The sequence below is a fragment of the Gemmatimonadota bacterium genome (assembly GCA_041390125.1).
Taxonomy (GTDB): domain Bacteria; phylum Gemmatimonadota; class Gemmatimonadetes; order Longimicrobiales; family Gaopeijiaceae; genus JAGQIF01.
Genome location: JAWKQN010000002.1, coordinates 297013 through 320347, shown reverse-complemented (window position 1 = coordinate 320347; position 23335 = coordinate 297013). Strand labels below are relative to the sequence as shown.

Here is a 23335-nt window from a genome sequence, read left to right as displayed (position 1 = left end):
TTCTTCGACGGAGGCTCCATGACCCACCCCACACGCCGCGAAGCGCTCGGTGTCCTGACCGCCGCGGCCGCCGCCGGTGTGCTGCCCCTCCGGCCGGAGGAGCTGCACGCCGCCTGGTCGCACCTGGCCGGACTGCGCCAGAGCGGGCAGGCCTACCGTCCGCGTTTCTTCCAACCCGACGAGTGGGCCACGCTGCAGGTCCTGGTGGACATGATCCTCCCCGCCGACGAACGCTCGGGCAGCGCCACCGAAGCGGGGGTGCCGCCGTTCATCGACTTCGTGCTGGCGGAGGGGACGGACGAGAGCGCGCGCACCCAGGTGCGCGAGGGCCTGGCCTGGCTGGACGCCCAGGCGCAGCGAAACGGGGGCCGCACCTTCCGCGGGTCTTTCGAGGACGTGCGCTCCGCGGTGCTGGACCGCATCGCCTGGCCGGCGCGGGCCGCGGCGGCCGACGCCGAGGGCGTGCGGTTCTTCAATCGCCTCCGCGACCTCACCGCCAGCGGCTTCTGGTCCAGCCGCACGGGCGTCGAGGACCTCCAGTACATGGGCAACGTGATGATTCCCCAGTGGACGGGGTGTCCACCGGAGCAACTGCGCAAGATCGGACTGGAACCATGAGCGACGGCAGGCTCGGCATCGGCTTCGTGGGCAGTGGCTTCAACGCCCGTTTCCACATGCAGGCGTTCACCACCGTACGCGATGCCGACGTACGCGGGGTGTGGAGCCCCAACGCGAAGAACGCGGCCTCCGCCGCAGCCCTGGCACGCACGCTCGACGTGGGGCCGGCCAAAGCGTACGGGTCCATCGCCGCCATGGTGGAAGATCCGGCCATCCATGCGCTCTGGCTCTGCGGTCCCAACCACGCACGCATCGAGAACGTGGAGGAGATCGTCGACACCATCGAGCGCGGGCGTGGCACGCTGGTCGGTCTGGCGTGCGAGAAGCCACTCGCCCGCAACGTCGCCGAGGCCAAGCGCGTGTGCGCGCTCGTGGACCGCGTCGGGCTGCAGACCGGCTATCTCGAGAACCAGGTCTTCGCGCCGCAGGTCGAGCACGGGCGGGAGCTGCTGTGGAAGCGCGGCGCTTCGTTGACGGGCCGTCCGTATCTGGCGCGCGCGGCGGAGGAGCACAGCGGTCCGCACATGCCGTGGTTCTGGCGCGGGGACCTGCAGGGCGGCGGCGTCCTCAACGACATGATGTGCCACTCGGCGCTCGTCGTGCGCCATCTGCTCACCCGTCCGGGAGAGCCCCTCTCCACCGTACGCCCCGCCCGCGTCACGGGACACATCGCCAGCCTCAAATGGACGCGCCCGGAGTATGCGAAGCGCCTCGCGCGGACCATGGGCAAGGGTGTGGACTACACCCGCCAGCCCGCCGAGGACTTCGCGAGCCTGCTCGTCGAGTTCGAGACCGACGATGGACACACGGTCATCGGCGAGGCCAGCACGTCCTGGAGCTTCGTGGGGGCGGGCCTGCGCCTGTCGGCCGAGCTGCTGGGACCCGAATACTCGCTGGCGTGGAACACGCTCAGCTCCGGCCTCACGCTGTTCTTCAGCCGGGAGGTGCAGGGCAAGGCCGGCGAGGACCTCGTGGAGAAGCAGAACGCGGAGACGGGACTGATGCCGGTCGTGGCAGGCGAGGCCTGGGCCTACGGCTACGAGGCGGAGGACCGCCACTTCGTGCGAGCCTTCCTGGGGAAGGAGACGCCGCGTCTCACGTTCGCCGACGGGTTGGACGTGGTGCGCATCCTGATGGCCGCGTACATGAGCGCGGAGCGCGGCCGCACGCTGGAGTACCCGCCCCGCGGACTGGACCGGTTCGTGCCGGCGGTCGCCGAAGGGGACTGGCAGCCGCGCTGAGCCGGGGGCCGTAGCGCTGCGGCCTCCCGCGAAAGCCTCTGCGCGTGGGGGCGTACACCGTGGACGTCATGTCCAACGTCCCACGCCCCGCACGCACGCCGATCCGGCGTCCCTCCTGGCTGCGCGCTCCGTGGCTCGCCGCGACCGTGCTCGCCGCGGCCCTTCTGGCCTGCGGAGCCACGGAGGTGCCGTCGGCGCCCGAGCCCGACGCCGACCTCGCGCTCCTGTTCATCGGGAACAGCCTGACGTACGCGAACGGGCTGCCGGAGATCGTGGAGGCACTCCTGGCGGACGCCACCGGCGGGACGGTGGTCGCGCAGCAGGTGGCGCTCCCCAACTACGGGCTGGAGGACCATTGGCGGGAGGGCACCGCCTCGGCCGCCATCGCGCGGGGTGGGTGGGACTGGGTGGTGATGCAGCAGGGACCGTCCGCGACCGAGGGACGTCCCTCCCTGCTGGAGTACGCGCACCGCTTCGGTCTGGAAGCCACTGCGGTGGGCGCCCGGCCGGCGCTCTACATGGTGTGGCCGTCCCGCGTTCGCAGCTTCGACTTCGACGGCGTGGCCGAATCGTACGCCATGGCCGCCGACAGCGCGGACGGCGTGCTGTTCCCGGCCGGGGACGCCTGGCGGGCGGCCTGGCGCCGGAACCCGCAGCTGGCGTTGTACGACTTCGACGGCTTCCACCCGAGCGTGCTGGGCACCTGGCTGGCCGCCCTCACCATCGCCGACCGCATCGTCGGCGGCACGCTCGACCCGGACTTCAGCGGCGCGCCGATCCCGGTCGGCGTGGGGCCGCTGCTGCTCGAGGCCGCACGCGAGGCCAACGCCGCCTGGCCGTAGGCGCGCACGGCGGGCGGCGGAGTCGCGACCGCTAGATCCGCCAGCCGGCCCGGTAGTCGGGCTGCACCCAGGCGCGCGGCACCTCCACGTTGGTGATCCGGCCCGTCTCCGGCTCCACCTCCAGCGAGCGTCCCATCCGCACGGCGAGGTTGCCGAGCAGGATCATCTCCGTGAACGGCGCCGCGTACCCCGGGAAGTTGGAGCCGGGCTCCGGCCCGCCCTTCACGGCGGCGGCGAACTCCGCATACACGCTCTCCAGGCGGGGGAAGCGCTGCGGCAGGGGCTCGGCCTCCACCTGCGCTCGCCGGGCTGGATCCAGCAAGCGCGGCTCCTGTCCGTACGTCCCCGCGATCAGCTTGCCTTCGCTGCCGATCCAGAGCTGGCCCCCGTCCTCCGCGGGCGGCCAGGCACTGCGCTCCGCGACCTCGGGCGGGGCGGGCGGGAGCAGCCCGCCGTCCCGCCACACGAGCGTGACCGCGGGACGTCCCTCACGCGCCGGGAAGGCGAAGTCCACACGGGAGGCGCGTGGTCCGGTCTCGTCGAAGACGGCCGTGCTCTCCACGTCCACGCGCGCGGGGTAGCGCAGGCCCAGCGTCCAGTACGCCGCATCCATGATGTGGCAGGCCATGTCCCCGAACGCACCTGTGCCGAAGTCCCACCACCCGCGCCAGCGGAAGGGTGCGTACGCCGGGTGGTAGGGCCGATCCGCTGCGGGCCCCAGCCACAGGTCCCAATCGAGATGGGCCGGTACGTGGTGCATCTCCGTGGGGCGCTCGATGGCCTGCGGCCAGATCGGCCGATTGGTCCAGAAGTGGACCTCGCGCACGGTGCCGATCAGGCCGGCGTCCACCCACTCACGGATGAGCCGGATGCCCTCGCCGGCGTGGCCCTGATTGCCCATCACGGTCGGGACACCGGCCTGACGGGCGGCGTCGGCCATCGCGCGGACCTCGCCGATGGTGCGCGCCAGTGGTTTCTGGCAATACACGGGCTTGCCCGCGCGCAGGGCGGCGATGGCGGCCACCGCGTGGGTGTGATCCGGGGTGCTGACCGTGACCGCGTCGATGGAGCCCGCTTCGCGGTCCAGCATCTCGCGGAAGTCCCGATAGAACTTTGCGCCGGGGAAGGCCTGCACGCTCTCGCGCGCGCTCTTCGTGTCCACGTCGCACAGCGCGTAGATGTTCTCGCCGCGCATCCCGCGCACGTCGGAGGCGCCCATGCCGCCGACGCCGATGCAGGCGACGTTCAGCGTGTCGCTGGGTGCGGTACGGCCCCGTCCGCCCAGGACGTGCCCGGGCACAATGGTGAACGCGGCGCCGGCCAGGCCGACGTCGCCCAGGAACTCACGTCGTGACGGGAGAGGGCTGCGTGGCTCCATCGAGGGCGCTCCGGGAACGGAAGAAGAGGAGGAACAGCACGAGCACGAGGGCGGCGCCCGCGGCGGGGATCCGCCAGATGAGATCCCAGTGGTGACCGGGTGTGCCGGCGACGCCAGCGGCGGGGAACGCGTCCACGACCACCCCGGCCACCCAGGACCCGATGAACCAGCCTACGCCCAGCGTGACGAACGCGATGAAGCCCTGGGCAGCGGCCCGGATGTGCGGGCCCGCGCGCTGGTCCACGTAGATCTGACCGGTCACGAAGAAGAAGTCGTAGCAGACGCCATGCAACAGGATGCCCGCATAGAGCATCCAGGCGCCGGATCCGAGGTCGCCGCTGGCGAAGAACAGGTAGCGCAACGACCAGGCGGCCATCCCCACCACCAGGATGCGCTTCACTCCCCAGCGCGTCAGGAACCAGGGCAGCGCCACCAGGAACGCGATCTCCGACATCTGACCGAGGGTCATCTTGGCCGCCGCGGCCGTCATGCCCAGCTCGTTCAGGAAGAGATTGGTGAAGCCGTAGTAGAACTGGAGCGGGATGACCAGCAGGAACGACGCGACCACGAAGGTGGCGAAGGAGCGGTCCTTCATCAGGGCCAGGGCGTCCAGCCCGAGCACGTCGCGCGCGCGCACCGGCCCCTCGGCCGGCTGCGGAGGCGTGTGGGGCAGGGTGAGGCAATACAGGCCGAGCACGAAGGAGGCGCCGGCCGCCAGGCGCAGCGGGATCACGGTCGGCTCGACCGCGAGCCAGCCGATGAGCAGCCCCGCCGCGATCCAGCCCAGCGTGCCCAACACCCGGATGGTGGGGAAGTCCTTGGCGGGATCGGCGACGTTGTGGAAGGAGATGGAGTTGGTCAGCGCGAGCGTCGGCATGTAGAGCAGCGAGTACGCGATCATCGCCGGATAGAAGCGCGCAAAATCGGTCTGCGCCGCGGCCAGCAGCATGAGCGCGCCCCCACCCAGGTGCAACGCCGCCAGGATGCGTTCGGTGGCGAAGAAGCGATCCGCCACCATGCCCACGAAGAACGGCGAGACCATGGCCGCGATGGCCGTCGAGCCGTACACCAGCCCGATCTCGGTCCCCTCGAACGAGAGGGTCTGACCGAGGTAGGTGCTCAGTGTCACCGCCCAGGAACCCCACACGAAGTACTGGAGGAACATCATGACCTGCAGGCGCAGGCGGACGCTCACGGGAGTTCCAGCAGCTTGATGTTTCGGTAGGAGACGCGGTCGCCGTGGTCCTGCAGCCCGATGTGGCCGCTGCGCGCGCGGCCGTACTCCGGCCACTGCGCGAACTTGCTCCCCTGCACGAGCGCTTCCCACTCGGGTGTCCAGAGCTCGTACTCGACCACCTTGCGGCCGTTCAGCCACTGCTGGACATGGGCGCCTTCCACGATCAGGCGCACCTGGTTCCACTCGCCGGCGGGTCGCACCACGCCTTCCGGGGCGGGGTGCAGCGCATAGTTGGCGCCGGCCGCGGTCAGCCGCGACAGACCGTCCTGGTGTCCGGCGTCGTCCAGCACCTGCATCTCGGGAGCCGAGTGGTAGGTCTCCTCTGCGCTCTCGTCGATGCGGTACAAGATCCCGCTGTTGCCGGCCGGACCCACCTTCCACTCCAGGGTCAGCTCGAAGTTCTCGAACTGCTCCTCGGTGATGAGGTCGGCGCCGCCGTCCGTGCGCGTGAGCTCACCCTCCACCACGGACCACCCGGCGTCCGCGCCGTGGAAGCCGCGCCAGCCGGTCACGTCGCGGCCGTTGAACAGGAGACGCCAGCCGGCGGCCTCCTCGTCGGCGGTCAGCTGATTGGTCATGGGGCGCGTCGAGGCAGCGGTGTCCTGGGCGGCGCCCCCACAGCCGGGCGCGCCGAGCAGGCTGCCAGCCACCAGGAGGCACAGGGTCGGGGTGGGGCGCATGGCGGTCTCCTGCAGGGTGTCCCGCACAATACGGAGCCCCGGGGCGCGCCGCCACGCCGTACCAGGCGCCTGGAGGCGCGCGGTCCCCGACCGGGGTCGCACGAGGCGCGGCGCCTCCGCGGCCTCACGCACCCGGGCTCCGGTCCTGGTGTAGAACCGGGCAGGTCGTAGCGCACCGTCGGTGCTGCGGGGTCGGGTGACCTGCCGACATTGCCGCCGTGCCAAAGGAGAGAGGGAGATGGAAGTCCGGGCGATCCTGGAGCAGAAAGGCCGCAACGTCCACACGGTGCAGCCGGGGATGACCGTGGGTGCCGCGGCGGAGCTCATGAAGCTGCACAACGTCGGCGCGCTCGTGGTCTCGCCGGACGGTCACCGCGTGGAGGGGCTCTACGCCGAACGGGACCTGGCGCGCGACCTGGTCCGGCTCGGGCCGGATCTGCTCAAGACGCGGGTGGAGGAGGTCATGCAGACGGCGCTCAAGACCTGCGGACCCGGTGATCGCCTCACCGACGTGATGCGCACGATGACGCGCTTCCGGGCCCGGCACATCCCCGTGCTGGAGCAGGATCGTCTCGTGGGTCTCGTCAGCATCGGGGATGTGGTCAAAGCCCGCCTGGACGAACTGGAGACCGAGACCGGAGTGCTGCGCGACCGCCTGGCAGGCCTGGGCGGCTGAGCCGCCCGCGCCCTACCAGCCCCAGAGGATGGGCACCCCGATCACGATCGCGGTGATCATCACGATCGTGAGCGGGAAGCCCAGGCGGAAGTAGTCCCCGAAGCGGTATCCGCCGGGGCCGTAGACCATGGTGTTGGTCTGGTAGCCGATCGGCGTCAGGAACGAGCAGGAGGCCGCCACCGCGACGGCCACGGCGAACGCACGGGGATCGAGACCGAGCTCGTGGGCCGCGGCCAGCCCCACAGGGAACATCAAGGCGGCGGCCGCGTTGTTGGTGACCAGCTCCGTGAGCACAACTGTGCCGACGACGATCCCGAACAGCACCGCCTGCGGGCCCAACGGACCGGTCAGGGTCTCGATGCCGTGCGCCACCACGGCGGCCAGGCCCGTCTTCTCGATCGCCAGCCCGTACGCGAAGGACGCGGCGATCAGCAGGACCACGTCCAGGTCCACCGAATCGCGCGCCTCGACGGCCGTGAGCACACCCGCGAACAGGAGCACGGCCACGCCGGCCAGCGCCGCCTGCAGGATGGGCAGCAGCCCGAGCCCGCCTGCGAACACGATCCCGATCGCGGTGGCGGCCACGATCCAGGCTTTCCGTGTCACACCCGGTGGCGTGCCGCGCATCGGCGCGACCAGCAGGAAGTCGTTGCGGTCCCGCCAGCGCGCGCGGAAGTCGGGATCGGCCAGCAGCAGCAGCGTGTCACCCACCCGCAGCCGCACGTCCCCGGGCTTGGAGTGCACGTGCTCTCCGGAGCGGTGGATGGCCACGACGGCCGCCTGGTAGCGCGAGCGGAACTCGACCTCCTTGACCGTCCGGTTCACCAGGGGCGACGCGGGCCCGATCACGGCCTCGAAGAACGCGTGGCGCGCCGTGTCGTAGTGCACCATCTGGTGCTGCTCGCTGGAGCGCAGCCCCTTCTGGGACTGCAGGTCCACGATCAGGTCCACGCGTCCTGCGAAGCAGAGTCGGTCGCCGGCGTGCAGGGCCATCGTGGGCGGCACCGGAGCCAGCACTTCCTCATCCCGTTCGATGTGCGCCAGGAAGACGCCTTCGAGATTCCGGAGCCCCGCTTCCTCGATGGTGCGTCCCACGAGCGGCCCCTCGCCGTCGACGTCCATGAAGACGACGAACTCGCGCAGGCTCTGCTCCAGGTGGCCGCGGACGGGCGCGCGCTGGCGCAGCAGGATCGGCGCGGCCAGCACCAGCACCGCGAGCCCACTCGCGAGGACGGGCAACCCGATGGGCGTGAGCTCGAACAGGCGGAACGGCTCCATCCCCTCCGCTTCCAGCAGCCCGCTCACCACGAGATTCGTGGATGTGCCGATGGTGGTCACCACCCCGCCGAGCACCACCGCGAACGACAGGGGCATGAGGTAAAGCGAGGGCGACTGCCCGCGGCGCTCCGACCAGGAGAGCACCACCGGGATCAGCATGGCGATGATCGGCGTGTTGTTGAGGAAGGCCGACGCCAGGGCGGCGGGGATCAGGAGACGGAGCAAGGTCCAGCGGCCGGGCTGCGAGCGCCGTCCCAGCAGTCCGTAGACCAGCGGGTTCAGCAGGCCCGTCTTCTCGACCGCCCGGGCCAGGATGTACAGGGCAGCGACGGTGATGGGCGCCGGGTTGCCGAAGCCGGCGAACGCCTCCACGGGGGTCAGCACGCCCGCCAGCAGCAGGAACACCGCGCCCCCCATCATGGTGGTGGCCGGAGCGACGAGGTCGCGGGCCAGCACGACGACGGTGACGAGGACGACCGCGAGGGTGAACCAGGCGTGCCAGGGCATGGAGGTGGGGCGAAATCCCGCTGGGGTTTCCTCTCCGGGTAGGACGAGCGCCGTCCGGGCGCAAGGCGCGTGCCGGCGGCAGACCGGGAAGGAAGGCCCGGGCGGGTCCCCGCGGGGCTGCCGGGACCGCACGGCTGCGCCCGGGCCGCCCGTGTGGTGGCGGCCTTTCCGCAGCCCCTCCGTCGGGCTACCCTGGCCCCTCCCACCGACGTCCAGACCGACCAGGAGCATCGCCATGAAACGGACCGCCCGCGCCGTGTGGAAGGGGACGGGACTCGAAGGATCCGGAACGCTGGCCACCCAGAGCGGCGTGTTCGACGGACAGCCGTACTCCGCGAAGCTGCGCTTCCAGAACGAGGACGGGACGCTCGGGACCAACCCCGAGGAGCTCATCGCCGCCGCGCACGCCGGCTGCTTCGCGATGGCGCTCAGCTTCCAGCTGTCCGGCGCCGGCACCCCGCCGGAGTCGTTGGACGTCCAGGCCGTCCTGACGATGGAGAAGGAGGACGCGGGTTGGACCATCCAGAAGATCCGCCTGGAGCTCCAGGGACGGGTGCCCGGCGTCAGCGAGGACCAGTTCCAGGAGCTCGCCGCGAAGGCCAAGGCGGGGTGCCCGGTCTCGCGTGTGCTGAACGCGGAGATCGAGCTGGACGCGCGGCTGGTCTCGTGACGGCGACGGGAGGTGTCCGATGAGCCCGGCCACCGTGCGGGCGCTGATCTACGTGGCGCTGGCCGTGGTGGGCGTGGCCTACTGTGTGGGATGGGTGCGCTCCCTGTTGCGCTCGGGCGGCATCCCGCGGCCGTCGTGGCTGGAGAGCGCCATCGGGTTCGTGACCAACTTCTTCGATACGCTGGGCATCGGTTCCTTCGCGCCGACCACGTCGCTCTACAAGCTCAAGAACGTGGTGGCGGACGAGCGCATCCCCGGCACCATGCACGTCGGCCACACGCCCCCCGTGTTCATCCAGGCATTCATCTTCATCGCCTTGATCGAGGTGGGCACCGCCACGCTCGTGGCCATGATCGCGGCCGCCGTGCTGGGCGCATGGCTGGGCGCGGGTGTCGTGGCGAGCTGGCCGCGACGTCGCATCCAGATCGGGATGGGGGTGGCGCTGCTGATCGCAGCCGTGTCCTTCCTGTTCTCCATCTTCGAGTTGCTCCCGCTCGGGGGCGCGGCCACCGGTCTGGATCCGGTGCGACTGCTGATCGCGAGCGCGGCCATGTTCGTCTTCGGCGCGCTCATGACGCTGGGGATCGGGATCTACGCGCCCTGCATGATCACGATCGCGTTCCTGGGCATGAATCCCGGGGTGGCGTTCCCGATCATGATGGGAGCCTCCGCGTTCCTGATGCCGGTGGCGGCCACGCGCTTCATCCAGGCGGATCGCTACGACAAGCCGGCGGCCGTGGGGCTGACGCTCGGGGGCCTGCCCGCGGTGTTGATCGCCGCCTTCATCGTGAAGTCGCTGCCGCTCAACCTGCTGCGCTGGCTGGTGGTGATCGTGGTGCTGTACGCCGCGCAGGCGATGCTGCGCTCGGCAGCCCGCGAGTCCCGAGGGGCCGCGCGGGCTACGCCGGACCCGGCGCCGACGGTCTGACGGAGAGCGGGGCGAGCGGGCTTCCCGGGCGGGGGCCCGCCGCCTCGTCCGCCCCCGCGCGGGGCCCGCCGCCCCATCGTCCACGCGGGGCCGCTCCCGGGCCCGTTCGCAGCCCGGTGTGCAGGAATGCGGGCTTCGATCGTCCTGGACAGTGAGGGAGGCCGGAGTCGGCCTCTCGGCACCCCGACCGGGATGTAGACCATGACGCCGTTCCCCGCCGTTCGTCCCGCCCTGGTGGCCACCGCCGCGCTGGGCCTGCTGCCCTTCGCGCCGGTGCCCGCTCCATCCGCCGGAAGCGCCCTCCCTCCCGTCGTGCGCTCCAGCGCGGACGACCGCGAGAGCGTCACCGTCACGGTCTACAACCAGAACTTCGGCTTGGTGCGCGAGGTGCGCACGCTGTCGCTCCCGGGGGGAACCACCCCGGTCGAGTATGCGGACGTGGCCTCGCAGATCCAGGCGCAGACGGTGCACGTGCGCCCGCTGGGACGCACGCCCTTCCGGCTGCTGGAGCAGAACTACCGCTACGACCTGCTCAGCCCCGAAACGCTCCTGCAGAAGTACGTGGGCCGCACGGTGCGGATCTATCGCCGCCTGCCCGACGGCTCCGAGTCCCCGGTGGAGGCCGAGGTTCTGGCGGTCAACGGACGTCCCGTGCTGCGCGTGGACGGGGAGATCACGTTCGACGTGCCGGGCCGCTTCGCGTTCTCGGAGGTGCCGGGCGACCTGATCGCCAGCCCCTCGCTCGTGTGGCAGGTGGAGGCACCGGCCGGGCCCGCGCCCACGGAGGTCTCGTATCTGACGGGCGGGCTCAACTGGTCGGCGGACTACGTGCTGGTGCTGGACGAGAACGATGCGCACGGCGACCTGACCGGCTGGGTGACGCTGGTCAACCAGAGCGGGACCACGTTCGATGGCGCGCGTCTCAAGCTCGTGGCCGGCGATGTCCGGCGTGTCGTGGACAACGTGGGCTGGGAGGACCGCATGCGCCGGGACGCCGTGATGGCGGAGGCCGCCCAGGCCGCACCCTTCTCCGAGGAAGGTCTCTTCGAGTACCACCTGTACACGCTGGACCGCCCCACGGACCTCAAGAACAACGAGCAGAAGCAGGTCGTGCTCCTGGAGGGTCGCGGCTTCGCGGTGGAGAAGGAGCTGGTCTTCCGTGGCGAGTCCTGGCTGTTCCGGAGCCAGTACGGGGACGTGAGCCAGAACCAGAAGGCCGGCGTGTTCCTGCGCTTCCAGAACCGGGAGCGGGAGGGCCTGGGCATGCCGCTGCCGCGCGGCGTGGTGCGGGTCTACAAGGCGGATCGCTCCGGCGCGCAGCAGTTCGTGGGCGAGGACCGGATCGACCACACCCCGCGGAACGAGACCGTGGGCATCCGTATCGGTGAGGCCTTCGACGTGGTGGCCGACCGACGCCAGACGGCCTTCGACATCCTCGGATCCTGTGTGACCGAGAGCGAATGGACGCTGTCGCTGCGCAACCGCAAGGACGAGCCGCAGACCGTCACCGTGGTCGAGCCGGTGGGCGGCGACTGGACGATGCTCCGGGCGTCGCACCCGCACGAGGAGATGGACGCCTGGACGTTCCGCTTCCGTGTGGACCTGGCGGCGAACGCCGAGACGGAGCTGACCTACCGCGTGCGCGTGCGCTGGTGCTGACCCGTCACGGGTGCGTGCGCTCACGCGTTTCCTGGGGAGACCGTCGGGCCGGCCGCGTGGAGGCCGGTCCGGCGGCTCGCTCGCGGTGGCGGCACGCTCCTGGCAGGAGCGCCGACCGCGTCCTGATCCGATACGCCCGGAGGCCTCCGATGCGCCGACTCTCCCTGTTCGTGACCGCCCTGCTGCTCGCATGCGGGGAGGGAAGCACCGGCCCCGGCGCGCCGATCACGCAGCTGCCCCGCACGTTGTCCAGCGACGAGCGTCTGCTCATCGAGCGCAGCACGTCGTTCGGCTTCGACCTGCTCGGACCCCTGTCCGCGGACGATCCGGAGGCCAACCTGTTCTTCTCGCCGCTGTCCGCGTCGATGGCGCTGGGGATGACCCTCAACGGCGCGGCCGGCACCACCTTCGACGGGATGGCCGGTGCGCTCGGGTTCGGAGGCCTGGACGAGAGCGCCATCAACCAGGGCTACGAAGACCTGATCGGTCTGCTGACCGGGCTGGATCCCGTGGTCGACGTCCGGATCGCCAACTCGGTCTGGGCGCGGTTGGGCTACCCCATCCTCGGCGACTTCCTGGACCGCGTGGCAGAGCACTTCGACGCCACGGCCGAGATGGTGGACTTCGCCGCCCCCGGGACGCTCGCCCGGATCAACGGATGGGTGTCGGACGGGACCGGTGGAAAGATCCCGCGCATGTATGACGATCTCCCGCCGGATCTGGTCGTGTTGCTGCTGAACGCCGTGTACTTCAAGGCGGACTGGACCGAGACCTTCGACCGCGACGACACCCGCACCGAGCCGTTCGCCACGCCGGGCGGGCCGGTCCACGTGCCGCTCATGCGGCGGGAGGGCACGATGTCCATGTACGGTGACGCGGGCCTCTCTGCGGTCGAGCTCCCGTACGGCGGGGGTGCCTTCTCGTTCGTGGCGCTGCTGCCGCGGGAGGGGACCAGCGCGGGCGCGTTGGCCCGCGCTCTGGATGCGGAGCGCTGGCGCGGCATCACGGAGGGCCTGATCGAGACCGAAGGCACCGTGGTGCTCCCCCGCTTCGAGCTGGCGTGGGAGAAGCAGCTGAACGACGTGCTGATCGCGCTGGGGATGGATGCGGCGTTCGACGCGGCCCGGGCGGACTTCAGCCGAATGGTACAGAACGGAGGCGTCTACATCGACGAGGTGAAGCAGAAGAGCTTCATCGCTGTGGACGAGAAGGGCACGGAGGCCGCGGCCGCCACGGGCGTGGCCGTCCTGGAGGCGGCGGCGTCGCCCGAGATCCGCTTCGACCGGCCCTTCGTCTTCGCCATCCGGGAACGGCTGTCGGGGACGCTGCTGTTCCTGGGGGTGTTGAACGACCCGAGCTGAAAAGGCGGGGGGCGGCGCCCTCGCCTCAGCGCAAGGCCGCCACCACGGCTTCGGCCGCCTGCACGGTGGTGGCGCTCCCCCCCAGGTCGCGCGTGCGCGTGTCCGGCCGTTCGATGGACGTCTCGATGGCGTGCTCCAGCTCGCGGGCCGCATCCGGCTGCCCCAGGTGTTCGAGCATGAGCGCGGCGCTCCAGATGGCCGCCACCGGGTTGGCGATCCCCTGCCCGGCGATATCGGGCGCCGAGCCGTGCACGGGCTCGAACATCGACGGATACGCGCGCTCCGGATTCAAGTTGGCGGAGGGCGCGATGCCGATGGAGCCCGCCACCGCGGGCCCGAGATCCGACAGGATGTCGCCGAACAGGTTGGACCCCACGACCACGTCGAACCAGTCCGGGTGCAGCACGAAGTGCGCGGTCAGGATGTCGATGTGGAACTGCGCGGTGCCCACGTCCGGATGGCGGGCCGCGGCGGCGCGGAAGCGCTCATCCCAGAACGGCATGGTGTGCACGATGCCGTTGGACTTGGTGGCGGAGGTGACGTGCCGGCGCGGGCGCGTGCTGGCCAATCCGAACGCGTAGTCGAGGATCCGGTCCACGCCGCGCCGGGTGAAGACGGACTCCTGCACCACGGTCTCGCGCTCCGTCCCGGCGTAGACGCGTCCGCCCACTTCGGAGTATTCCCCTTCCACGTTCTCGCGCACGACCACGAAGTCGATGTCGGAGGCGTCGCGGTCCGCCAGCGGCGAGCGCACCCCCCGCAGCAGCCGCACCGGGCGCACGTTGGCGTATTGATCCAGCTCCCGCCGGAGTGGGATGAGCAACCCCCACAGCGACACGTGGTCGGGCACGTCGGGCGCGCCGACGGCACCCAGGTAGATGGCGTCGTGCGCGCTCACCTGCGCGATGCCGTCTTCCGGCATCAGACGTCCGGTGGCCTGGTAGCGGGCACAGGACCAGTCGAAGACGTCCCAGGTCACGGTGAAGCCGTGGCGGCGGCCCACCGCGTCCACGACGTGCTGTCCGGCGGGGATCACCTCCGCGCCGATGCCGTCTCCGGGGATGGTGGCGATCCGGTATCGTGCAGGGGAGGGCATCGGTTCAATCCTTTCCGACGAGGAAGTCCAGGGTCTGTTCGGCGACCTGCTCGGGCAGCTCCTCCGCCAGGTAGTGCCCGCCGGAGAGGCTCTGACCGTCCACATGGTCGGCGCGCTCGCGCCAGAGCGCCAGGCAGTCGAAGCAGCGCTCGATGACGCCGCGCGCGCCCCAGAGCACGCGCACGGGGCAGCCGATCTTCCGGCCCCCGTCCTCGTCGTCGTGCCGCAGGTCGATGGTGGCGGCCGCGCGATAGTCCTCGCAGCTCGCGGCGATGGCGGCGGGATCGTCGAAGGCGTCCAGGTACGCTCGGAGCGCGTCGTCCGTGAAGGGCGTGAGGCCGGCGGAGCCGCCGCCACACTTCTCCAGCCAATAGGCGCGCGGATCGGCGCCGATCATGCGCTCGGGCATGGGCGCCGGCCGGATCAGGAAGAACCAGTGCCAGTAGGCACGGGCGAAGTCGTCCGTGGCGTCCCGGTACATCTCCCGGGTGGGCGCGATGTCCAGGAGCACCATGCCGCTCACACGGGCCGGGTGGTCGAGCGCGAGACGGTGCGCGACCCGCGCCCCCCGGTCGTGCGCCAGGACGCCGAAGCGCGCGAAGCCCAGGTGTTCCATGAGGCCCACCAGGTCCGCGGCCATGGCGCGCTTGGAGTAGGGCGCGTGGTCCGGCGTGGAGGACGGCTTGGAGGACCCGCCGTAGCCGCGCAGATCGGCCACGACGAGCGTGAAGTGGTCCCGCAGCAGCGGTGCCACCTTGTGCCACATGACGTGCGTCTGCGGATACCCGTGCAGCAGGAGGAGCGGGGGGCCGGAGCCGCCAAGGACGCCGTGGAGGTCGATGCCGTCCACGGTCTGGGTGAAGGGGCGGAAGCCGTCGAACATGGGGCGGTGGGGGCCGGGGGTGACGTAGGAGCGGGCGCTGGACCGCTCCGCCAAAGCACGGAGTGGGCGGTGCTGAAGATAGGGTCCGTGGATGCCGGGGCCACCCGCAGTCATCTGGCGGGCGTGCTGGTTGTGGGACTTCGTCGGACCCCATATCTCTGTTGTTGTCCAAACACATGGAGCATCACCCAAGACTTGCGACATGTAAACAGCCGTTCCTGGTGCGGGCGGCCGAGCGCTCACCCGACGCCTCCTCTCGGCTCTTGTGTCAAGGCGGAGGGTCGAAGCGCCTCGAGGCGAAGACGCGTCGGGGAGGTGGACCACTGGCTGGGGTCCGGAGCCGCCCCCTCGTCGCCCGGCCTAGCAGACGGATGTCGGACGGCGACTGAAGACGCCTGAACGATCCTGGGGCGCCCTCCTCGACAGGCTTCCTACCGAAGAGCTTCCGAGGCGGAGCAGCGCGCCGCTCGTGACCGTCGGATCCGAGAAGCACCTGGAGGCCACGCGGGCTCAGGGAAGCGGAGGGACCGAGGGGGGTGAGGGGGTCACCGAGGGGGGTGAGGGGGTCCACGTACGGTAGCAGCACCGGGAGGACCTCAGCTCCGTGGGTCGCGGCCCAGCAGGAGCGGCTCAGTGGGGGTGCTGAGGATCCAGCTCGATGGTATCGCCCGGCTGGGCGCCGAGCTGCGGGGTCTCGGACCGGCGGGTGGACACGAGAGACATTAGAGGAGACCTTCGGCTGGAGATGTATATTCGGTCCAGCGTAGGTGAAGCTTTTCAGAACCGTATCAACGAGGTCGCTTCGTGAGCATGGCTGAATAGTTCAACCCAGCCCGCGCGATCCCCCGTCCCCCGACACAACTGAGCCGACCCATGGACTTCCTCGACCAGTTGATGGCCCTCGCTTCTCGAGTCTCGAAGCAGGTGGACCGGCTAGCCACTGAGGAGGCGACGAAGAATGCTCTGGTCATGCCGTTCATCAATGCGCTCGGCTACAACGTCTTCGACCCGACAGAGGTGACCCCAGAGCTGACCGCTGATGTGGGGGTCAAGAAGGGAGAGAAGGTCGACTACGCCATCCTGAAGGATGGACAGGTGATCATGCTCTTCGAGTGTAAGGCCGTGAACGCCAACCTCGATCGCATCACACCATCCCAGCTCTACAGGTACTTCAGTGTGACTCAGGCGCGCATCGGTGTGCTGACCAACGGCCTCATATACCGGTTCTTCTCGGACCTGGACGCACCCAACAAGATGGACTCGCGCCCCTTCCTTGAGTTCAATCTTCTCGACATTCAGGACGCCGTGGTTCCGGAGTTGAAGAAGCTCACTAAGTCCCACTTCGACCAGAACGCGATCATCGAAGCAGCGTCCGACCTGAAGTACACTCGAGAGATCAAACGTCTGCTTGCTGAACAACTCAACGACCCGTCCGAGGAGCTGGTTCGGCTGTTTATTTCCGCCGTCTATTCGGGGCGGGTGACCCAGGCGGTAAAGGACCAGTTCAAGCCGCTCGTCCAGAAGGCGTTCCGGCTCTTCGTAAACGAGCAGATCAGCGACCGCCTCAAGTCAGCGCTGGCCTCGACCGAAGAATCGGCCGAACCAATGGCCCGCGACGCCGGCACCCTTGGGGACGCAAAGTCGTCTGGAAGCTCCGAGGTCGCGACGACCGACGAAGAACTCGAGGCCTTCCATACGGTTAAGGCGATCCTACGCCAGCGTATCTCCGCTGACCGGATCGCACCGCGTGATGTGAAGAGCTACTTCGGTGTCCTGCTCGATGACAACAATCGTAAGCCTCTGTGTCGCTTCTATTTCAACACGTCTCAGAAGTACGTCGGGCTGTTCGATAGGGGAAAGGCACAGGAAGCGAGGGTGCCAATCGATTCCATCGACGACATCTACTCCCTCGCAGACCGGCTCGTCGGAACGCTGGCGCTCTATGCAGACGAAGAGGAGGTAACATCCTGAGCGGCCGTGACCTGGCAGTCAGCTTCGATGGCCGCGTGTTCTGCTTCACCGGCGGGATGCTGAGCCTGAAACGGACGGCCGGCCAGCGCGAGGTGAGGGCGCGAGGAGGCCAGACCCAGACTGAAGTGAATGAGAGGCTCGACTATTTGGTCGTCGGGGCGAAGGGCTCTCCCCACTGGAAGCATGGCGGCTACGGCAGGAAGATCGAGAAAGCGATGGAGCTCCGCGCCCTCGCGCGTAGGCCGCACATCCTGAACGAGACCCAGTTCATGGACGCGCTGGCAACCTGTGCAGAGGTCAACGTCGGCGAGATCGACGCGAAGGTCATCGTCGTGACCTACCGGTTCCTCCGCTCCAGCCGCGAGTACGTCCAGTTCGCAGACTTTCACCAGGCACTGAACCGCCTGCGGCGCGAGGGGGCCCACGTGTCCGCCCAAGGGCACTACGTCGGCGCATTCCGGGAGCTGTACGACGACGCGATCCTCGGTGAGGTCACTGACATCGTCGTCGAGGTTCGAGTCGTAAGGCAGGTCCCCCTTGAGGCGAGCTCTCGCGCCTGGGTCGACGAGATCGAACGGGTCTTCGAGGAGGTCGAGGGCATCGATGGCGAGTCGCGGTGGTTCGAGCGGGAGGAGGGGTCGGCGGCCTACGTCCGCCTGATGCAGGAGATCCCACAGGAGCTCCAGCTGCCGGGATACTGAACGTAGGAGTTACGCACCATTCTGTTGGAGACCGCGGGCATGCCTGAAACGACGTCGACCCTTCCGAGGCTCCCCACTCGCATAGCCGTCCACCGAGGTCCTCAGGGGCTCCACTTCTACGAGCACGACTCTCTGTGGGAGCAGGCCGCTGGCATCCTCACGATTCCCCCACCGCTAAGGTACCTTCCAGGACCAAGCGTGATAGCCGCCCCCGACGATTCAGTGATGTTCCTCGAGGAAGCGGTCGACCGCGGAGTCGCGAAGTTCGAGCCCAGGGGGTCGATCGAGGAGGTTTTCAAGGTCATGTGCCTCGGCGCGAGGAACTCGATTTGGGGGTTCATTCAGCCACAGTTGCTCTTTCGCGCTCCCAACTCCATAAAGTCAGCCGAAGACGGCATCAAGTGGCTCGGGGAGTGGCACCTTGAGGAGGATATCAAGAGCTTGAGGCTGACGGGACCTGGCGTGCAGGACATTCCCTCTCAGAATGGGAACTGGTGGCGAGTAGATGCCGAGGAGGCTCATCGGGCCGTGGCTCAGGCCATCATCGACGCCCTACCCCAGGCCTTCTAGGAACCACTCCACCACCAGGGTTCGTTGGATCGGGAGAGCCCGGCCGCGACAGCGTCGCGGCAGGGGCCTTCTCCACATCGATCCGGAGTCCAGCCGCGATCTCCTGATCGGGCAGGTGGCCAGCGGCCTCGTGAGGCGACGGCCGAGGGCACGGCGGTCGTCACATCACTTGAGCGGAGGCGTGGTGCGACGGACACCAAGAGTACTAACCATGGCTACTCCAGCGAAGATCGACGGGCCTCTCTATCGCTACTTCCCGGCGGAGGAGTATGCCATGGATTTCGCCCGAGGCCGCGTACGGATATCCACCCTGAATGCATGCCGAGCTACCGAAGATCCTTCTAGGGGCGACGCGCTTGAGGGCACGCGTTTCTATAGCACTGGGGCAATAGAAGGGGGAACCGATGACCCGGACTTCAGGACCGTCGCGAGCCGTATCGGCTTTCACGGACGGATCCAAGAAGGGTCTATCCGGAACAATGTGAGGATTGATCTTATCCCGGATGCGTGGCTCCTCTGCCTCACGAAGAGGCCGGACGGGGTGGACGAGAAATTCGGCCGCTTCGCCGTCGAGATTGTCGACCCGGACCCGTTCTTCGCCCTTCTGTCTGACGTGCTCGCCGGTGAGGGCTTGATCCGGGCCGCGCTGTGCCAAGAGGTCACCTACGGCGACCTGTCGTTCACCGGAGTCGACCCCGAACCGGGCGAGACGGGATTTCACAAGCGCAGCGAGTTCAGTCCCGAACAGGAAGTACGCATGCTTTGGGTGCCCGCTGGACCGCCGGTGCTATTCGTCCAGGCGTTTATCCTGTCTTGCTCGGCGCTCGCCCAGTGGTGTCGGCTAGTGGATGCCTCACCAACAGAGCAAACCGCAGACGAAGGCACCGACCCCTCCGGCCGGGGACGTCATGAGTGACTTCGCCGCGCGAAGGGCCGGAGGGGTTGCCATCGTTGACCGGTGGATCCGGTTGTTGCAGGACCATCGAGCTCCGGGTGGAGCCGTGGAGATGGGCTCCGACGACTTCAACACGTCCAGTGCCACCTGGAAGGTGACCGATTCCAGCGGTCGAGCGGTCTACTTCTTCGGCGTCACGGAATCGGCGCTTACCGAGCACGCCCCCCTTCGATCGGACCTTGATCGGGTAGCGAGCCTTGGGTGGTTAGAGAGGTGGGGGGCGGACCCTCCGCCTCGCGTGATCCTCACCACGACAGGCTTCGCTGAGAAGGACGCAAGCAACTGGCCTTAGTGGTCGAACCGCTCGAGGAACCGCTCCACCACGAGCGTCCGCTGGGTAGAAGGGGTCCGGCCCGCCTCGACAGCCATCCGCCGAAGTTCGTCACCCACGCCCGCGCCTGGGACACGCGCCCGCGGATCCAGCCGCGGCCCTGAGCGCGGGGGCCCGGTACGAGTTCCGAACGAAGAGGAAGTCCGCTGACCACCTTGAGCGCAGGTCCTCGCGCCACTCGAGGAGTGCCCGTCATGGATTCAGCAGGGGGGTGCTGCTCCGCGGACCCGAGCGTCGCCCTTAGCACGATCGCGCACATGTCGTCGACACGAAGTCGTGCGGGATCGACTCAGTCCCCAGCATCGCGGTCCAGACCGCGAGCGAAGCAAGCCAGGTCTCGACCTCCCCGGAGATCCGGGTCCGGCAGGGGCAGTAGGGCTCGCCGTCGACGGTGACCCATTCGCCGTAAGCCCCGACCCGGGCGGGGTCGAGCCGCTCGCGGATGAGCACGCTCACGCGGCGAGCTCCAGGTCGCGGCGCTTGAGGTCGAGGTCGCGGATGATGATGGCCAGCTCCCGTCGCTCTGCGGCTTCGGCGAGGCGGGGGTATAGGCGGACGTTGGCGGCCTCGCTGCGCTGGAGCGTCATGTCCCACGAGGCCAGGTCGCCCAGCAGGATGCAGCCGGCGGTGTCGTCGTCGTCGTTCCCGATGTGGATCAGCACCCACTCGAAGCCGGGGACGTCCTGGAGCCCCGCTCGAAGGCGACCCGGTACCTCCCTACTCCGCCGCCAACGCCACCTTGGGATCCACCCGCGTGGCCCGCCGCGCGGGGATCCACGAGGCCAGGGCGGTCGCGGCGAGCAACAGGGTGGGCACGAGCACCCAGGTCGCCGGATCGGACGGAGCGGTCTCGTAGAGCAGCGTAGCCACCGCACGGGCGCCGCCCAGCGCGGCGAGCACGCCGATCGCCGTGCCGACCAGCGCGAGCTTGAGGCTCGACCCCAACACCAGGCCGCGCATCTCGGAGGGCTCGGCCCCCAGCGCCAGGCGGATGCCGATCTCGCGCTCGCGCCGACGCACCGCCCAGGACGTCACACCGTACACGCCGATCAGCGCGAGCAGCAGGCCGACCACCCCGAACGTGCCCACCAGCACCGCATTGAAGCGCGGGGCCGCCAGCGCCTGCGTCACGTCCACCGAGAGCGGTCGCACCGGAGGCACGGGCAGGCCGGGCGCCACCTCGCGCACGGCCTGGCGGACGGCTGCGCCCACCGCCGGGAGCGGTCCGTCCACGTGCGCCACCACCGTCATGGCGGCCCAGGGGATCTGGCGGTGGCTCCGGAACACCATCGGTTGCGCCGCCTCCGTGAGTTGCACGTCCCGCACGTCGTCCACGATCCCTACGATGCGGAGGCGCGATCCTTCCGGGTCCCCCCAGACGAGGGTGCCCCCCACCGCGTCCTCGCCCGGCCAGAGCTGCTCGGCGAGCGCGGCGTTGATCAGCGTGGGCGTCCCGTCCTCCCAGTCGTCTCCCGGCCCGAACGCACGTCCGTTACGCACGTCGATGCCCATGGCCTCGAACCAGCCCGGCGTGACCACGCGCCAGCCGATGGGCAGGAAGCCGGTGGCTTCGGTGGGCATCCGGTCGGCACGGGCCGCGAAGTTGGCCAGGTTGAACCCGCTGAAGACCTGCACCGCGCTGGCGCCCGCCGCCGTGACGCCGGGAACGCCACGCACCCGCTCCAGGATCTGGTCCAGCAGGACGTGTCGCTGCTCCGGTCCGTACAGCCGGTCGGGCATGTCCACGCGCACCGCGACGCGCTGCTCCACCTCGAAGCCCGGATCCACGGCCGACAGGCGGAGGAAGGAGCGGAGCAACAGGCCGGTGCCGAGCAACAGGAACACCGACAGCGCCACCTGTCCCGTGACGAGCACGGACCGGAGGCGCAGCGCCCGGGCCGTCCCTCCGCTGCCCGGAGTCTCCCGGAGCGTGGAGGCCTGGGGGCGGCGCAGATCCAGCAGCGGTGCCAGCCCGAAGACCGCCGCGGACAGCAGCACCGCACCCGCGCAGGCGGCCAGCGTCCACGGATCCAGGGTCGCCTGGTCCAGCCGCGGCACCTGGCCGGCGCCCAGCGATTGGACGAGCGGCAGCAGCGCTCGCGCCAGCCCGAGCCCCAGCAGCCCGCCGGCGGCGGCCAGGAGCAATCCCTCGGTGAAGAGCTGGGCGCCGATGCGGCCCCGGCTGGCGCCGAGCGCCGCCCGCACGCTCAGCTCACCCGCGCGTACGCTGTTACGGGCCAGGAGCAGGTTGGAGACGTTCACGCAGGCGATCAGCAGGAGCAGAATCGCCGCCACCAGGAGCACGCTCCCGGCGCGGGCCAGGCTCTCGCCGATCAGCACGTCGGAGATGGGCCGCGCCCGCACGCCCCAGCCCTCCACCACGGGATGGATCTCGGCGATGCGTCGGGCCACCCCATCCAGCTCGCGGTCGGCGGCGGTGGCCGACGCGTCCGGCGCGAGCCGGGCCACCACGGCCAGGTCGTGGTCGTCCCGGGGGGCCGACGCGTCCGCACCCAGGGGGACCAGCACGTCCGGCTGGTCCAGGAAGGAGGTCTGCTCGGGCAGCACGCCGACCACGCGGTGGGCGACGCCGTCCAGCACGATGTCCCGGCCGATCACGTCGGCGTCCGCACCGAACGCGTCCCGCCAGAGCGCATCGCCCAGCACCGCCACGGCGGCGGGCGCGCTGGCGCGGTCCTCGTCCTCGGTGAATCCACGCCCGAGCCGCGGCGCCACGCCCAGCGTGGGCAACAGCGAGGCGCTGGACCGGCCGACGCGCAGGGCGCGCGGTTCGTCGCCGCTCAGCGTCCCGATCTGGGAGCGCAGGGCCCCGACGTCCGAGAGGGTGGACGCGCTCGCGCGCCAGTCGACGTAGTTGCCTTCCGCCACGGAGAAGCCCGCCCCTGCCGGCGTGGTCTCGTCCAGCCACACCAGACGATCGGGCTCGCTGAACGGCAGCGGTTGCAGCACCACGGCACGCACGACGCCCACGATGGTGGTGGTGGCCCCGATGCCGAGCGCGAGCGTGGCCAGGGCCACGGCCGCGAACCCGGGACTGCGGCGCAGCTGGCGCACCGCGAACGCGAGATCCTGCGCCACCCGCGAGCGGGCTCGACGCAGCGCCGAGCCGATGCGCTCCCGCCGCTCGATCTCGGCACACTCCCGGTGCCAGCGCTGCACGTCCCCGAACTCCGCGCGTGCGCGCCGCCGGGCCGCGTCGGGGTCGAGACCCTCCTCCATCAGGGCGTCCACGCGGTGCGCGAGATGGGCTTCGATCTCCTCGGCGATCTCGCGCTCCGCCTCCTCCGGGCGACGCCCGCCCAGCCCCCGGCTCACGCGCCCTCCCGCGGCACGTCCGCGAGCACGCGCCCCACCGCGCCGGCGTAGCGGTCCCAGCCGCTGGCTTCCCGCGCCAAGGCGTCCTGACCGGCGGCGGTCAGCCGATAGAAGCGGGCGCGCCGCTTGTTCTCGGACAGCCCCCACTCCGCGATCACCCACCCGCGCGCCTTGAGGCGGTGCAGGGCAGGGTAGAGCGCGCCTTCCTCCACCTGGAGCACCTCCTCCGAGAGCGCCTTGATGGTGCGCGCGATCTGGTAGCCGTGGCGGGGCCCGGCCGTCAGCGTGCGCAGGATCAGCACGTCGAGGGTGCCCTGCAGGATGTCCATCCGGCTCATGCGCAGCTCCGTTGGAGCGGATCGGGTGGGGGCCACGCGTGCCGGACCACAGTGGTCCACGGGGCCCGGGCTGCGGGGG

Annotated in this window: 22 protein-coding genes; 12 read left to right on the top strand and 10 right to left on the bottom strand. The window is 69.8% G+C overall.

Features of this window, described 5'->3' with window-relative positions; all coding sequences use genetic code 11:
• The first annotated feature begins 18 nt into the window (after positions 1-18).
• The 3 genes from R3E98_01235 (at position 19) to R3E98_01225 (ending at position 2701) form a co-directional block, all read left to right on the top strand.
• Positions 19-618 (top strand): gluconate 2-dehydrogenase subunit 3 family protein, encoded by a 600-nt coding sequence (locus R3E98_01235; GenBank protein ID MEZ4422005.1) that lies wholly within the window; start codon positions 19-21, stop codon positions 616-618.
• Positions 615-1859 carry a Gfo/Idh/MocA family oxidoreductase gene (locus tag R3E98_01230; GenBank protein ID MEZ4422004.1) on the top strand — a complete coding sequence of 415 codons (1245 nt, stop codon included), beginning with the start codon at positions 615-617 and terminating at the stop codon, positions 1857-1859. Before R3E98_01235 ends, R3E98_01230 begins: the two co-directional genes overlap by 4 nt.
• A 68-nt stretch (positions 1860-1927) precedes the next feature.
• The gene (locus tag R3E98_01225) at positions 1928-2701 is read left to right on the top strand and encodes an SGNH/GDSL hydrolase family protein (protein MEZ4422003.1); all 774 of its coding nucleotides are present in this window, start codon (positions 1928-1930) and stop codon (positions 2699-2701) included.
• A 31-nt stretch (positions 2702-2732) separates the two neighbouring features.
• On the opposite strand, the gene R3E98_01220 is transcribed toward R3E98_01225, so the two are convergent.
• From R3E98_01220 to R3E98_01210, 3 genes are read right to left on the bottom strand one after another with little or no spacing between them, the layout of a single operon-like run.
• On the bottom strand, positions 2733-4079 hold the full coding sequence (locus R3E98_01220) for a Gfo/Idh/MocA family oxidoreductase (protein MEZ4422002.1): 1347 nt from the start codon (positions 4077-4079) through the stop codon (positions 2733-2735).
• The gene (locus tag R3E98_01215; protein MEZ4422001.1) at positions 4045-5274 is read right to left on the bottom strand and encodes a nucleoside permease; all 1230 of its coding nucleotides are present in this window, start codon (positions 5272-5274) and stop codon (positions 4045-4047) included. The genes R3E98_01220 and R3E98_01215 overlap by 35 nt, the downstream gene beginning before the upstream one ends.
• Positions 5271-5996 (bottom strand): DUF1080 domain-containing protein, encoded by a 726-nt coding sequence (locus tag R3E98_01210; GenBank protein MEZ4422000.1) that lies wholly within the window; start codon positions 5994-5996, stop codon positions 5271-5273. The genes R3E98_01215 and R3E98_01210 overlap by 4 nt, the downstream gene beginning before the upstream one ends.
• A gap of 238 nt (positions 5997-6234) precedes the next feature.
• Here R3E98_01210 and R3E98_01205 point away from each other — a divergent pair, with 238 nt between their 5' ends.
• Positions 6235-6672, top strand: coding sequence for a CBS domain-containing protein (locus R3E98_01205; protein ID MEZ4421999.1), 438 nt, complete (start codon positions 6235-6237; stop codon positions 6670-6672).
• Between the two features lie 12 nt (positions 6673-6684).
• Here the strand turns inward: R3E98_01205 and R3E98_01200 are convergent, their stop codons facing one another.
• Positions 6685-8457, bottom strand: coding sequence for an SLC13 family permease (locus R3E98_01200; GenBank protein MEZ4421998.1), 1773 nt, complete (start codon positions 8455-8457; stop codon positions 6685-6687).
• Between the two features lie 235 nt (positions 8458-8692).
• Between R3E98_01200 and R3E98_01195 the strand changes: the two genes are divergently transcribed.
• From R3E98_01195 to R3E98_01180, 4 genes are all read left to right on the top strand, one after another.
• On the top strand, positions 8693-9127 hold the full coding sequence (locus tag R3E98_01195) for an OsmC family protein (GenBank protein ID MEZ4421997.1): 435 nt from the start codon (positions 8693-8695) through the stop codon (positions 9125-9127).
• A gap of 19 nt (positions 9128-9146) precedes the next feature.
• A complete protein-coding gene (locus R3E98_01190) occupies positions 9147-10055 on the top strand; it encodes a sulfite exporter TauE/SafE family protein (GenBank protein ID MEZ4421996.1) in 909 nt (302 codons plus the stop codon).
• A 201-nt stretch (positions 10056-10256) separates the two neighbouring features.
• On the top strand, positions 10257-11714 hold the full coding sequence (locus R3E98_01185) for a DUF4139 domain-containing protein (GenBank protein ID MEZ4421995.1): 1458 nt from the start codon (positions 10257-10259) through the stop codon (positions 11712-11714).
• Positions 11715-11863: 149 nt separating this feature from the next.
• Complete coding sequence (locus R3E98_01180) at positions 11864-13075, top strand: serpin family protein (GenBank protein MEZ4421994.1); 1212 nt, start codon at positions 11864-11866, stop codon at positions 13073-13075.
• Positions 13076-13100: 25 nt separating this feature from the next.
• On the opposite strand, the gene R3E98_01175 is transcribed toward R3E98_01180, so the two are convergent.
• Positions 13101-14171, bottom strand: coding sequence for a tartrate dehydrogenase (locus tag R3E98_01175; GenBank protein MEZ4421993.1), 1071 nt, complete (start codon positions 14169-14171; stop codon positions 13101-13103).
• Positions 14172-14175: 4 nt separating this feature from the next.
• A complete protein-coding gene (locus R3E98_01170; protein MEZ4421992.1) occupies positions 14176-15054 on the bottom strand; it encodes an alpha/beta hydrolase in 879 nt (292 codons plus the stop codon).
• Between the two features lie 873 nt (positions 15055-15927).
• Between R3E98_01170 and R3E98_01165 the strand changes: the two genes are divergently transcribed.
• The 4 genes from R3E98_01165 to R3E98_01150 all read left to right on the top strand — a co-directional run bounded on the left by R3E98_01165 (position 15928) and on the right by R3E98_01150 (position 19212).
• Positions 15928-17025: a type I restriction endonuclease gene (locus tag R3E98_01165; protein ID MEZ4421991.1), complete on the top strand. Its 1098-nt coding sequence runs from the start codon at positions 15928-15930 to the stop codon at positions 17023-17025.
• A 35-nt stretch (positions 17026-17060) separates the two neighbouring features.
• Positions 17061-17726 carry a BRCT domain-containing protein gene (locus R3E98_01160; protein ID MEZ4421990.1) on the top strand — a complete coding sequence of 222 codons (666 nt, stop codon included), beginning with the start codon at positions 17061-17063 and terminating at the stop codon, positions 17724-17726.
• 39 nt (positions 17727-17765) lie between these two features.
• On the top strand, positions 17766-18296 hold the full coding sequence (locus R3E98_01155; protein MEZ4421989.1) for a hypothetical protein: 531 nt from the start codon (positions 17766-17768) through the stop codon (positions 18294-18296).
• 541 nt (positions 18297-18837) lie between these two features.
• The gene (locus R3E98_01150) at positions 18838-19212 is read left to right on the top strand and encodes a hypothetical protein (protein MEZ4421988.1); all 375 of its coding nucleotides are present in this window, start codon (positions 18838-18840) and stop codon (positions 19210-19212) included.
• Between the two features lie 610 nt (positions 19213-19822).
• Here the strand turns inward: R3E98_01150 and R3E98_01145 are convergent.
• From R3E98_01145 to R3E98_01130, 4 genes are read right to left on the bottom strand one after another with little or no spacing between them, the layout of a single operon-like run.
• Complete coding sequence (locus tag R3E98_01145; protein MEZ4421987.1) at positions 19823-20038, bottom strand: hypothetical protein; 216 nt, start codon at positions 20036-20038, stop codon at positions 19823-19825.
• Positions 20035-20328 (bottom strand): DUF5675 family protein, encoded by a 294-nt coding sequence (locus R3E98_01140; protein MEZ4421986.1) that lies wholly within the window; start codon positions 20326-20328, stop codon positions 20035-20037. Before R3E98_01140 ends, R3E98_01145 begins: the two co-directional genes overlap by 4 nt.
• Positions 20300-22918, bottom strand: a complete 2619-nt coding sequence (locus R3E98_01135) for an ADOP family duplicated permease (GenBank protein MEZ4421985.1) — start codon at positions 22916-22918, stop codon at positions 20300-20302. The genes R3E98_01140 and R3E98_01135 overlap by 29 nt, the downstream gene beginning before the upstream one ends.
• The gene (locus R3E98_01130; protein ID MEZ4421984.1) at positions 22915-23256 is read right to left on the bottom strand and encodes a PadR family transcriptional regulator; all 342 of its coding nucleotides are present in this window, start codon (positions 23254-23256) and stop codon (positions 22915-22917) included. Before R3E98_01130 ends, R3E98_01135 begins: the two co-directional genes overlap by 4 nt.
• Between the last annotated feature and the right edge of the window lie 79 nt (positions 23257-23335).